Origin of the sequence: Acinetobacter sp. WCHAc060025, from assembly GCF_004209355.1 — a bacterium.
GTDB lineage: Bacteria > Pseudomonadota > Gammaproteobacteria > Pseudomonadales > Moraxellaceae > Acinetobacter > Acinetobacter wuhouensis.
The window spans coordinates 49,234-61,648 of the sequence record NZ_SGSX01000014.1 but is presented as its reverse complement, the minus strand read 5'-3'; the positions used below and the strand labels follow the sequence as shown (position 1 = coordinate 61,648).

Below are 12,415 nucleotides of genomic sequence, written 5' to 3'. Positions count from 1 at the left end.
ATGAATTTCATGCACGGGGTGATTGCAAATCAATGCCCCGTGTTTTTATTTTAGGTTTTTCCTACTTTTTCTTCCGATATGTTTCTGATGTTCAGACCAGTCAAACTGGCTGATCTTGAATAAAGGTTATTTTATGAAACCCGTAATTGCGCTCATTGGTCGTCCAAACGTCGGCAAATCAACGTTATTTAACCAGATTACCAAGAGCCGTGATGCCCTCGTTGCTGACTTTGCAGGTCTAACCCGTGACCGTAAATATGGCGATGCTAAATATGAAAATAAATCATTCATTGTTGTCGATACTGGGGGTATTGGCGAGAGTGAAGGTGGTATTGACTCATATATGGCAGAACAGTCTAAAACTGCCATCAATGAAGCAGATATTATTGTATTTGTAGTAGATGCACGTGCAGGTTTGCTTGCTTCAGATGAGCAGATTGCTCGTGAATTACGTACATTAGGTAAAAAAGTTTATTTGGTTGCCAACAAAGTTGATGGTGTGCATGCTGAAGCTGCTTTGGTTGAGTTCTACAAGTTGGGTATGGGTGAACCTTTACAAGTTGCAGCAAGTCATGGTCGTGGCGTGCAACAGATGCTTGAAGAAGTGTTGACAGATGTTTCAGAAGACGAAGATGAAGCAGAGCACGATAAAGCCACAGGCTTACGTTTAGCGATCATTGGTCGTCCAAACGTGGGTAAATCAACATTGGTTAACCGCCTGTTAGGTGAAGACCGTGTAGTTGCATTTGACCAACCTGGGACAACACGTGACTCGATTTATATTCCTTATGAGCGTGATGGTCGTCAATACACATTAATCGACACTGCAGGTGTACGTCGTAAAGGTAAAGTAGATGAAATGATTGAGAAATTCTCAATCGTAAAAACTTTACAAGCAATCAAAGATGCACACGTGATTGTTGTGGTTTTAGATGCGCGTGAAGGTGTTGTTGAACAAGATTTACATTTAATTGGCTATGCGCTTGAAGCAGGTCGTGCCATGGTGATCGCCATTAATAAATGGGACAACATGACAGAATACGATCGCAAACAATGTAAATTGGATGTGGATCGTCGTTTTGACTTTATTCCTTGGGCGAAAGTGCACTTAATTTCTGCGTTGCATGGTACAGGTGTAGGGGATATGTATCCTACGATTCACCGTGCTTATGATTCATCACATTTGAAAGTTTCACCTGCAAAATTGACGCAGATTTTGAATGATGCAACAGAAGCGCATCAACCACCGATGATTAGTGGTAAACGTATCAAAATGCGTTATGCGCACATGGGCGGACAAAATCCACCGACGATCGTTGTACATGGTAATAAAGTAGATAAAACGCCTGCGGATTATCGTCGTTACTTAGAAAACGTATTCCGTAAAGTGTATAAACTTGAAGGAACGCCAGTACGAATTGATTTTAAAACCTCTGAAAACCCATTTGAAGGGCGTAAGTCACAAATGGATGAGCGTACTGCTGCACGTAAACGTCGTTATATTCAGAAGTTTAAGAAAGCTGAAAAGAAATTTAAACGTTAATTTCAGATTTGAAGAAATGAAAACCCAAAGTGATCTTTGGGTTTTTTTGTTTTAAGATATTCAAAAAAACAGCAGGGATGTTTTGTGACTCGTACGATTCAATTAGATCTAAATTCTATTCAGAATATTATTCCAAATTTTCAAACTCGTGATCGAAAGAGTCAGATCCAAGAGTTGAAAAGCGCTATTTATCAATATCGTAATCAACTATTATCCAACTATCTTGTAACTGATATTCATAATGACTCATTTGATAAAACTGAATTTGGAAAGCCTTATTTAATTGATTATCCAAAGTTTTACCTGAATCATTCGCATAGTCAGCAACATTATGCTTTGGTGAGTAGTCAAAATATACCTGACTTAGGTGTGGATGTAGAAGATTTGAACCGAAAAGTCCGTTTTGATGCTTTAGCAAAACATGCTTTTCATCCTGAAGAGTATGCAAGTTGGGAGGATTTAGGATTTGATTCCGCATTTTGGTTTAAAGTTTGGACGACCAAAGAGGCGATTTTAAAGGCTTCGGGCTTGGGAATTCGACTGAGTTTAAATGAGCTGAATACCAAAGTGCATGAAGTGAATGACGGTGGAATTTCGACACATGCACAGTTGGGCAGTTTTGCGTATCAAAATTTCCAGTTATCCAATGTGATGTTGACAGTTGCATGGCGTTCTGAACTTTCGTGTAAAGGTTTTGCTTTTCCACGGATTCAGATTATTCAACATTGACTGAGCGTGAAGCTCTCTATTATTAATTTACCAGTTTAAAATTGACTATTTGTTTAAAAAATATTTTGGCATTAGGACATACTGAAAATCCAAGTGATTGAAATTAATCAGAACAATAGTTCATGATATAGACTATAAAATGTAAGTGTGTATTTTTACTCAAAAATGTCTATAATTGCGATATTGTTATTATTCAAGTTCAAAATTATTCATTATTGTTACGCAAGTTTTGCTAAAAAATAATTAAAAATTTTGGGGCGGTTTTATATGGCTCGATTAAAATTCTTGCTCAGTTTAATTTTAATCATACTGACGCCAGCTTGCTTTGCCTCAAATTTAGAAAGTGATATTCATGCTTTTAATCTATTAACAGATTATAAATTATTATTTCTAGGTGGTGTTTTTGTCATATTAATGCAGGCTGGTTTTGCTGTTGCAGAAGGCGGTTATGAAAATAATGCAAAAAGCATTATTTGTTTATTGATTAATTATATTTTTGCAATTCTCGGTACAGCATGCTTTGGTCTTTTCTGTTTTATCATTGCTGAGTTGGGGTGGTTTGAAAACCTTAAGCAAATTAGTCATAACATGCATGGCTGGCATTGGAATTTAGTCTTTTTTTATACCTTAATGGCGACCACCATTACTACAATCGTTGGGCGTATTATTCCGAATACTGCACCTATTTCTGTTTATGCGATCATGAGTTTTATTATTTCCGCAATCATTTTTCCTTTCTTTGGTAGTTGGTCTTGGGGGAACTTGGTTTTGGGTGGCGGTTGGCTGCAAAAACTTGGTTTTATTGATTTTGCAGGATCTACAGTTGTGCATTCTATGGCAGCATGGATTGTTCTAGCGGGGTATCTGATTTTTAAGTCACAGCGAAAAATAGAGCTACATAAACAAGATAAAATTTTTGAAGATTATAAAATTTTAGCATTTGCATTGGCGGGTTTTATATTATGGCTGGCTTGGTCTGGTTTAAACGTCATTTATATTACTTCAATTCATATTGAGATTAGTAATATTGTATTTAATGCATTTTCAGCTCTACTCGGAGCAATATTCGCTTCGTTTATATTCTCTCTTATCTTTTATCGTAAAATGAGTTCTTGGGCAGATTTAATTAAATCGGCCTTAGGTGGACTGGTTGCAATCACAGCAAGTTGTGGCTTTGTTCAGATTTCATCTGCATTGATTATTGGGGTGGTTGCTGGATTTTTGACCCTACAAACGCCACATTTATTAACACGTTGGATTGATTCAAAACATGTCCGAGAAGTGATAGTGGTACATGGTTTCTGCGGAATTTGGGGAACACTTGCTGTATCTTTATTCAATGATTCAGTCGTGGGGCTGATGAATAGAGCAACCTTATGGGAGCAAGGGGTTGGCGTTTTGATCAACTTTGTTTGGAGTTTTGGTATCGCTTATATCGTATTTCAAATGATGCGCAAGATGATCCCGATAACTGAAATTCATGAATAATTTGCACATTAAAAAAGCGACATGAACGTCGCTTTTTATAAACTATTTCTATCTATTGAAAGTTAAGCAACACTTTCAGGGCTTACACGCCATAAACTTTCTAAATCATAAAATTTACGTGCGGTTGGTAGCATAACGTGCACAACAACAAATCCTAAATCAATCAGGATCCATTCAGCATCTCTTTCGCCTTCTACACCGATTGGGCGAAAACCCGCTTTACGTGCTTCTTCAGCAACGTTGTCAGCAAGTGCTTTAACATGACGAGTTGATGTACCGCTTGCAATTACAATTGCATCTGCAACATTGCTGATTGAGCTTACATCAAGTTCAAGAATATCTTTTGCTTTTACATCAAGTAGGGCTTCTTGTACAACTTTTAAACAAGTCTTTAGGTCTTGATTGCGAGTGTTCATTGCAAGTTCGTGAGAATTAGAAGCGCTGGGCGATGGTTCTAAATTCATATAAAGTGTGTTTTCCAAACAATATCTCACCTTCTAATATAGCGCTTTTGGCTAAAAAATACAAATTTTAGAACGCATCTCTAGTTCGATAAAAATGTTTGTTTAGTAGCTATGGTTGTTAGAGAAATATTTATCCATCCACGCAAATGATTGATTGGAATGAGATTGTGGGCGATATTCCGCAGCAATGTAGCCTGTATAGGTGCTTTGTTTTAGCCATGTAAAAATAGATAAATAATCAATTTGTGCGGTGTCTGGTTCATGGCGACCTGGGCAGTCTGCAAATTGAATATGCCCAATCCAGTCTATATTTTCTTGTAATGCTGCTAATACCTCTTCACCCATCATTGCCATGTGGTAGCAATCAAATTGCATTTTTAAGGCTGGATGTTGTACTGCTTCAAGCATTTCTTGTGCTTGGGCGATATTTTGAACCAAGAAACGAGGCATATCTGTACCATTGATCATTTCAAAAACTGGTTGAATATCATGATCAGACAACATGTGGGATGCGAGTTTTAAATTATTGGCTAGAGTATTTAGGCAGGGAAGTAAGTCAGCGTCAGTTGGTTGCTTTCCAGCGAGAATATTCACACTCGGCACATTCAAAGCATCTGCGTATTCAATCGCAAGTGTGAGTGCCTGATGAAATTCGACTTCACGTCCTGGAATACCTGCTAGACCATCACCACCTTGCATTAAGTCACCCGCTGGAACATTGATTAGGCAAATATGTAAATCATGTAGTTCCAGTTGAGCTTGAATCTCTTCGATGCTTAATTCATAGGGGAATTGAATCTCAACATTGTGAAAACCATGTTTATGCGCTAAAGCAAAACGCTCAATGAGTGGGACTTCAGTAAAGATCATCGAGAGATTTACTGCGAGTTTAGTCATGATAATTGCTCCTTGCGTGAATGGGCTTTCATCTCCAATGTAGTTGGCAATGGACTATTTTTCAATATGTTTATGCTGAAGTCGTATATATCTTAAATACATCGCCTATTTTACTTCGACATGTTGAATCACTGTCGCTAAGTCAGATTCAGCAAAGCCATTATTTTGATGGTCTTGTAGTCGACTTAAAGCGAGTTGCGCGACTGGGATATTTAAATTGAATTGCTGTGCAAGTTGGACAGCGTTGTTTAAATCTTTGGATAAGGTTTGAACTTTCCATTGTACTGGTTCAAAAGTATGGGTCGCCATGCGTGGTGCAAGGATTTGGAAGGGCTTTGAATCAGCGAAGCCGCCTGCAAGTGCGGGTGCAAGTAATGTGGTATCCACACCTGCTTGATCTGCAAGTGCCACCGCTTCTGCAATGAGTGTACTATTTGCAGCCACAATTAATTGGTTACAGATTTTCGTTGCTTGTCCTGTACCTGTTCCACCCATGCAAGTCACACGTTGAGAAAGTATGTTGTAAACAATGCTCAGATCTTGAATCGTTTCCGCATCACCACCTGCAAAGATGACGAGTGTGCCATTTTCAGCGCCTGCTGTTCCGCCTGAAACAGGAGAATCAATCCAAGTCACTTGTTTGACTTTTGCTTGCTCTGCAAGTTGTTTGGTTTTATCGACTGAAAGGCTAGAGAAATCCACAATCACTTGATTGTTCGTTAAGTATGGTTCAATCAAGTCATAGACACTTTGCACAGCTTGATCATCTGCGAGACAGGTTAAAATAATTGGATATTCTGAAATATTTTCAATCTTCAATGGGTGAGCACCCATATCAATCAATGTTTCACAGGCAGTTGCTGTTCTGTTCCATACGGCAACGTGAAAACCTGCTTGGATTAATCGGGTTGCCATACGGCTTCCCATTAAGCCCATACCGAGGAATGCAATTTTACTATGATGGTCAAAATTCATTTTATTACCCAACCATTTTGAATCGTGTTTCAAGATGACTTATTGATTAAAGACGTATTCATACATTAAAGATTGTTAAGTTTCTTTGGCGGAGTCTTACATCATAAGTTTTAATTTCAGGATTAGCCACTGCGTCTTGCGCATCGTTAAAGCAGTGCTTTAACTCGCTCAGGCTCGAGGTACTTTTGTTTCGGCAAATGAGAAGCGAAGCTTCGCAAGAAACCACCTTGCGGAGCGTTGCTCCTCACCGCAAAACTCGTCAACTTCTGTCAAAATATCGGATATGTTGTAGAAACATATCTGATTAAAAGTAGCCCTGCCTCAAACACGTTGCGGATGACGTTATCGCGTATCCATTTTTATCATGAAACAAAAATTTTATGTTACTACGCAACATCACTTATTCATTTATGCAGGTGATCTATGCTCGCTTATTTATATTGACGAGGCAGAAATTCAATTTCAGGATGTTTATCCTTTTTACGTGCAATTTGACTATTTTTACCTAAGAGTAATTTGAGTTGCCAAATTTTTTCTAAGCGTAAAGATTTTTTCGGTTCATGTTCCATAGCATCTAAGACACGTTTTGCTGCCGCTAGTGCGTCAGGAGAGCGCTGTAGCATTTCTTCGGCAATAGCTTGGGCTTTGGTTAATGGCGATTCATCTATATGCGTAATGAGTCCAATCTCTTTGGCATAATTACCATCAAAAATTCGTGCTGTTAAAGTGAGTTCTTTGGCTAGGTCAATGCCAATTACACCTTTGATTGAGCGAGTTAAGCCCATATCAGGCACTAAGCCCCAACGACTTTCCATAATCGACATTTTAGTTTCTGGATGTGCAATACGAATATCCGCAGCTAAAGCTAATTGCATCCCAGCACCAAAACAGAAACCTTCAATTGCAGCAATCACAGGTACAGGTAGTTCTTGCCAAATTAGAAAAGCTTTTTGAAATAAGCTTTGTCCTGGTTTAATCAATTCCCATGCTGCAAAAGCTCTATTGTTCGGACTATTCAAATCTGCGAGATCAATCCCAGCACTAAATACATTCGCTTCACCAGTTAAAATCACCACGCGGATACTACGATCTTTTTTGATTTTTTCAGCAGTTTTGACCAGTTCTTTGAGTAAAGCAAAGCTCATTGCATTACGTTTATCTGGACGGTTTAGTGAAACTGTTGCGATGCCGTTATTTTTTTCAATATGTAATAGTGCCATGATCTAGACTCTTTTTTCCTTGGTCATCAGCATAGCATGAGCATGGCAGAGTTACATGACAGGAGAGTCACAGAAAATTTTAAATCTATCCATTGACGATGCTAAAAACAGTTGAAGCAATTTAAAAAATTTAAACTGCTCAATTGAACTGATCGAAATCTAATTCGGTAAAATTTGCTGTGCTGCTGTTTCTACTTCACGAATAGCCACTTGTAAATCATCTAAACGACGTAGAACTTCTTGAATAAAGTTTTCATCTGCTTTGCGACGTTCTTTGCGGAGTGTGGAAATGAACTGTTCAAATTCACCAGTGACTCGTTGTAATTTTGGTGTACCCACATAACGGGTTGCGCCGTATAAACGATGTAAGACGTGCTCAAGTTGCGGGAAGTCTTCCAACTCGATCAGTTGTTCTATCTCATCCAGTTCCGTTGGAAAACTATCGACCAACATTTTTAATAAATCTTGTGCCAAGTCTTCTTTATTGGCAGCTAAAGCAAGACTTTGTTTCCAATCTAAAATATCGGTATTAAATGCTTCGATATAGACTTTATTTTCATTGGTTTGTTGTTTCTGTTGGATAAATTTATCAGATGTCCAATTGGTGAGGATTTGAATGATTTGTTCAATTTGAATTGGTTTAGTGACGTAATCATCCATACCTACTTTCAATAATTTTTGCTTTTCATCCGCTAAAGCATGTGCAGTAAGTGCAATAATTGGCATACGCATACCATCTAATGTTGATTCCAAAGAGCGAATCGCACGGGTGGTATCAATCCCTGACATTACAGGCATTTGAATATCCATAAACACTAAATCATACGGTTTTGAACCTTGTTCAATGCCTTGTTGGATAATGGTTAAGGCTTCTTGCCCACTTTGTGCTTTAGTGGTTTTGACATTCAATTCACCCAATAAAGCTTCAAGCACAATCAGGTTTGGTAAATGATCATCAACTGCCAAGATATGTAAATCTTGTCCTTTAAAGTCTTTGTGTTGTTCTTGCTCAAAGACAGGTTTATTGCTGAGAAGTTGAATGACTGAGCTACGACTTAAAGGTTGATACAAGGGGCGTGCTTTATATTCACTGAGCATATTTGGATCAAGTGACATTTGATAGCCATAAACAGCCAAATGCCCTTGATAACGCCCACGAATTTCTTTCAGTAATGCTTCGGTATCGCCACTATGATCGACGATCAACCATGTATTATCTGTATCCTGTCCTAAGCTATTTAAGCGACTAAACAAATCGAGGATCGACTGCGCTTCATTGTGCTGAACTTGATAATCTTCAAGATAATGGCGCAATACATTTGCAGTCGCAGGGTGTGCCAAGTACGACACCACTTTTTGTTCACTAAATGATGGATGAACAATATCTTCATCTTCATTGACTGCAAGCATCGCAGTAAACCAGAAAGTCGAGCCTTTTTCAGTCGGTGCGCGTTCTTGGTTATCCTCAAAACCAATTTGCCCATGCATGAGATGCACAAGCTGTTTGGAAATGGCTAGACCTAAGCCTGTACCGCCGAATTGACGAGTAACCGATGCATCCCCTTGAGAGAATGACTCGAATAGTTTTTTGCGATCTGTACCACTTAGACCAATACCACTGTCTTGAACACTAAAGTGTAATAAGCATTGTCCAATATCATCATGCTCCATACGGGCACGGACAATAATTTCACCATCTGGGGTGAATTTAATCGCATTGGAAATTAAATTGGTCAAAATTTGTTTGAAACGTAAAGCATCTCCAATCACGTATTTCGGTACATTGTCTGCAAAATAAAACGCCATTTCGATATGTTTCTGTGCTGCCAATGGTGACAACATATCCATCACATCAAAAATTGCTTCTTCAAGATCGAATGGAGCAGTTTCAAGCTCTAATTTTCCTGCATCAATTTTTGAAAAATCCAGTACATCATTAATTAATGCCAAAAGATGCGCAGAAGATTTACGAATAGTTTGTAAATATAGGCTTTGATCATTGCTCAAATTATCTTGACGCAACATCAGGTGAATAAAACCATCAATACTGTTGAGCGGTGTGCGTAATTCATGACTGATATTCGCCAAAAAAACCGATTTAGACTGATTCGATAAAATCGCTTGGTCACGTGCTTGTTTATAAGTAATGTTTTGAACTTCTAAAGTATCTAAAGTACGACGTAGGTCATCTTCAGTCTGCTCAGTATGTTCTTTTAGTTCAAGAAAACTGAAATGTAAACGCTTCACCACATTGGCAATATCACGTTGTAGTAAACGCAATTCCCCTGTGCTGTTAATGACCATGTGTTGATCGAGCGTATCGGCATTTAAACGTTGTAATTGCATCCGAATTTCGTACATCGGTGCAATCCAACGCCGTGAATAAAAATTCAAACATAATAAAAGTAACAATAGGGTAAATAGCGCTGTCGTGATCAGTACAATCATGACGCGGTAATGAGCGATTTCTAAGGGCTGGTTATCCATTTCAATCACCAACCACATATTTTCTGTGCTGTTGATTGGATTGAGTTTTATGCCATAAATATTATTGGTTTTACTTTGGATTGGACCAAAAAAAGTACCTGATTTCGGAATTTGAGGCCAAGTTCGCTTGCTTTGATAACCAATACTTAAATGATTGATATTATTTGCATCAATCACAGCTGCACTGAGTAAATGTTTCTCATTGAACATTTTTTGTAAAATATTTTCAGCTTTAATATGCTGTGTTTTATTAATTTCCATGACCGCTGTGAGTTTTTCTGCGGTGTATTGGTAACGGCTGAGAATGGCAATCGCTTGAAAACGTTGTTTTGATTTTGCAGCCGAGGACGTTTCAGAAAGGACGAGCGCAGTGCCTACACATGCCAAAACCATAATTGGCACGAAAATTAACGCAATCAGTTGACCATAAGCGTGATTCAGTTTTAAGCGTTTAAAGAGTTTTTTATTGAAATTCGACATGGTTCCAGCAACTCATTGCTCATGCGAAGAATATTAACATGCTTTATTCATCCTGCATGACAATATGATTAAAATTCTTGCAACTTTGAGCATTGTTATGCTGTTTTATAGATAACTTTATCATTTCTAATTCTAAAGTATTCTTGCATTTATATATGTGTTTAATTTTATTCAATAAACAATTTAAATTGATTTTATTTAGTTGAATATAATCTGGATTTAGTTTGATCATTCCTTTCAAAATCGCTAGGAAAGTTGTGCAGTAGCATTTATTTTTTCATACAATATGCGCACCTCGATATAGGTGCAATCCATGAGTAATACACAACCTGATTTTTTAGCTGATGATTTTTTGTTAGACCATTATGTAGGTAAAACGCCTTTGGTGCGTCTACAGCGTTTGGCGAGTCATACTCAAGCAACAGTATTGGCAAAACTTGAAGGCAATAATCCAGCAGGTTCTGTAAAAGATCGTCCAGCATATAATATGATTATGAAAGCTGAACAGCGTGGGCAGATCAAACTAGGCGATACTTTGATTGAAGCGACCAGTGGAAATACAGGGATTGCATTGGCGATGGTGGCGGCAATGCGTGGTTATAAGATGAAACTCATCATGCCAGCAGGTTCAAGTCAAGAGCGTAAAGATGCCATGCGTGCTTATGGTGCTGAATTGATTGAATCTGAAAATATGGAACAAGCGCGTGATATGGCTTTGCAAATGCAAAGTGAAGGTAAAGGCTTGGTTTTAAATCAGTTTGGTAATCCTGATAATGTTGAAGCACATTACTTGACCACAGGTCCAGAAATTTGGCAACAAACAGGCGGTAAAATTACCCATTTCGTCAGCTCTATGGGAACGACGGGTACGATTATGGGAATTTCTAAATATTTAAAAGAACAAAATCCTGATATTCAAATTATTGGTTTGCAACCGTCGGAAGGTTCAAATATTGCAGGGATTCGTCGTTGGCCACAAGAATATTTACCGACGATTTTTGATCCTAAACGTGTCGACCGTATTATGGACATTCCGCAAATTGAAGCGGAAAAAACTGCACGTCGTTTAGCACGTCAAGAAGGGATTAGCGCGGGTGTTTCTTCTGGTGGTGCAGTGTGGGCATCAATTAAAATTGCTGAAGAAAACCCAGATGCTGTGATTGTATGTATCGTGTGTGATCGTGGTGATCGTTATTTGTCTACAGGTTTGTTTTCGGTTGAGGATTAATTATTATTCTTCACCAAGAATGGTTGCTTCATGGTGTTCATTTGTTTCATGATGGCGAGCTGATAATTGAGTAAAGCTTTTTATGCGTCTTCCTGTTTTAGTTTTTGATATTGAAACCCTGACAGATTTGAAATCTGGGGCGCATTTATATGGCTTGGATTTACCGCAAGAAGATCTTGAGCAAGCGTTAGCGAAGCTGCGTCGTCAAGAGTCTGGTATGGATTTTCAGCGTTTGCCTTTACATGAAATTGTCTGTATCTCTGGGCTATGGATTGATGAAAATGGGGCAATGAAACTGTTTTCATTTAGCCGTGAACATCATTCTGAAGCTGAAATTTTACAAAAATTTTTATCTATCTTTGATAAGCGTCATCCGACATTGGTGAGTTGGAATGGTTCACAGTTTGATATTCCAGTGATTTTATTCCGTGCCATGTATCATGGATTATCTGCGCCAAGTTTGTTCGATCAGGGTGAGATTGATACGCAAAAAAGGTATAATAACTATCAGAACCGATACCACAACCGTCATGTTGATTTGATGGATGTGATGGCGATGTTTAATGGTCGTCATTTTCAGAAGTTAGATGATGCAGCACATTTACTCGGCTATCCTGGTAAACGTGGTATTTCAGGTTATTTTATACCTGAATATGTAAAAAACCAGCAGTGGCTCAAACTGACCAGCTATTGCGAAGGTGATGTATTGAATACATGGTTGATCTATCTACGTTGGTCTTTACTCAAAGGTCAAATCAGTCGAGAAGATCATCGTTTATGGATTCAAGCGTCGATTCATTATTTACAAGGTCAACCGCAACAAAAAGAGTTCTTAGATGTTTGGCGTGAAACTTCACAGCAGACTGAGTTTACTCGAGCAGATTTTCCCTCCACACCCGATTAG

General features: G+C 38.3%; 10 protein-coding genes. 5 read left to right on the top strand and 5 right to left on the bottom strand.

Annotated elements, in window-relative coordinates:
* Window positions 1-133 precede the first annotated feature (133 nt).
* The 3 genes from der (at window position 134) to EXE09_RS12920 (ending at window position 3,760) form a co-directional block, all read left to right on the top strand.
* Complete coding sequence (gene der / locus EXE09_RS12930) at window positions 134-1,543, top strand: ribosome biogenesis GTPase Der (RefSeq protein WP_130117555.1); 1,410 nt, start codon at window positions 134-136, stop codon at window positions 1,541-1,543.
* Between the two features lie 84 nt (window positions 1,544-1,627).
* Entirely contained in the window at window positions 1,628-2,272 is a 645-nt protein-coding gene (locus EXE09_RS12925) for a 4'-phosphopantetheinyl transferase family protein (protein WP_130117554.1), read from the top strand.
* A 267-nt stretch (window positions 2,273-2,539) separates the two neighbouring features.
* Complete coding sequence (locus EXE09_RS12920) at window positions 2,540-3,760, top strand: ammonium transporter (RefSeq protein WP_130117553.1); 1,221 nt, start codon at window positions 2,540-2,542, stop codon at window positions 3,758-3,760.
* A 62-nt stretch (window positions 3,761-3,822) separates the two neighbouring features.
* On the opposite strand, the gene rsfS is transcribed toward EXE09_RS12920, so the two are convergent.
* From rsfS to EXE09_RS12895, 5 genes are all read right to left on the bottom strand, one after another.
* On the bottom strand, window positions 3,823-4,224 hold the full coding sequence (rsfS, locus tag EXE09_RS12915; protein WP_068973276.1) for a ribosome silencing factor: 402 nt from the start codon (window positions 4,222-4,224) through the stop codon (window positions 3,823-3,825).
* A gap of 102 nt (window positions 4,225-4,326) precedes the next feature.
* A complete protein-coding gene (locus EXE09_RS12910) occupies window positions 4,327-5,121 on the bottom strand; it encodes a hydroxypyruvate isomerase family protein (RefSeq protein ID WP_130117552.1) in 795 nt (264 codons plus the stop codon).
* A gap of 105 nt (window positions 5,122-5,226) precedes the next feature.
* The gene (locus EXE09_RS12905; protein WP_130117551.1) at window positions 5,227-6,096 is read right to left on the bottom strand and encodes an NAD(P)-dependent oxidoreductase; all 870 of its coding nucleotides are present in this window, start codon (window positions 6,094-6,096) and stop codon (window positions 5,227-5,229) included.
* 431 nt (window positions 6,097-6,527) lie between these two features.
* A complete protein-coding gene (locus EXE09_RS12900; protein ID WP_130117550.1) occupies window positions 6,528-7,316 on the bottom strand; it encodes a crotonase/enoyl-CoA hydratase family protein in 789 nt (262 codons plus the stop codon).
* Window positions 7,317-7,475: 159 nt separating this feature from the next.
* Window positions 7,476-10,283: an ATP-binding protein gene (locus EXE09_RS12895; RefSeq protein ID WP_068973280.1), complete on the bottom strand. Its 2,808-nt coding sequence runs from the start codon at window positions 10,281-10,283 to the stop codon at window positions 7,476-7,478.
* 313 nt (window positions 10,284-10,596) lie between these two features.
* On the opposite strand from EXE09_RS12895, the gene cysM reads away from it, so the two are divergent.
* A complete protein-coding gene (cysM, locus tag EXE09_RS12890) occupies window positions 10,597-11,511 on the top strand; it encodes a cysteine synthase CysM (protein WP_130117549.1) in 915 nt (304 codons plus the stop codon).
* An 82-nt stretch (window positions 11,512-11,593) separates the two neighbouring features.
* Window positions 11,594-12,415, top strand: coding sequence for a 3'-5' exonuclease (locus tag EXE09_RS12885; protein ID WP_087553565.1), 822 nt, complete (start codon window positions 11,594-11,596; stop codon window positions 12,413-12,415).

Excerpts from the sequence above, each read along its gene's own strand:
- der (WP_130117555.1), top strand. The coding sequence starts at position 134 with ATGAAACCCGTAATTGCGCTCATTGGTCGTCCAAACGTCGGCAAATCA.
- EXE09_RS12920 (WP_130117553.1), top strand. The coding sequence starts at position 2,540 with ATGGCTCGATTAAAATTCTTGCTCAGTTTAATTTTAATCATACTGACG.
- rsfS (WP_068973276.1), bottom strand. The coding sequence starts at position 4,224 with ATGAATTTAGAACCATCGCCCAGCGCTTCTAATTCTCACGAACTTGCA.
- EXE09_RS12910 (WP_130117552.1), bottom strand. The coding sequence starts at position 5,121 with ATGACTAAACTCGCAGTAAATCTCTCGATGATCTTTACTGAAGTCCCA.
- EXE09_RS12905 (WP_130117551.1), bottom strand. The coding sequence starts at position 6,096 with ATGAATTTTGACCATCATAGTAAAATTGCATTCCTCGGTATGGGCTTA.
- EXE09_RS12900 (WP_130117550.1), bottom strand. The coding sequence starts at position 7,316 with ATGGCACTATTACATATTGAAAAAAATAACGGCATCGCAACAGTTTCA.
- EXE09_RS12895 (WP_068973280.1), bottom strand. The coding sequence starts at position 10,283 with ATGTCGAATTTCAATAAAAAACTCTTTAAACGCTTAAAACTGAATCAC.
- cysM (WP_130117549.1), top strand. The coding sequence starts at position 10,597 with ATGAGTAATACACAACCTGATTTTTTAGCTGATGATTTTTTGTTAGAC.
- EXE09_RS12885 (WP_087553565.1), top strand. The coding sequence starts at position 11,594 with ATGCGTCTTCCTGTTTTAGTTTTTGATATTGAAACCCTGACAGATTTG.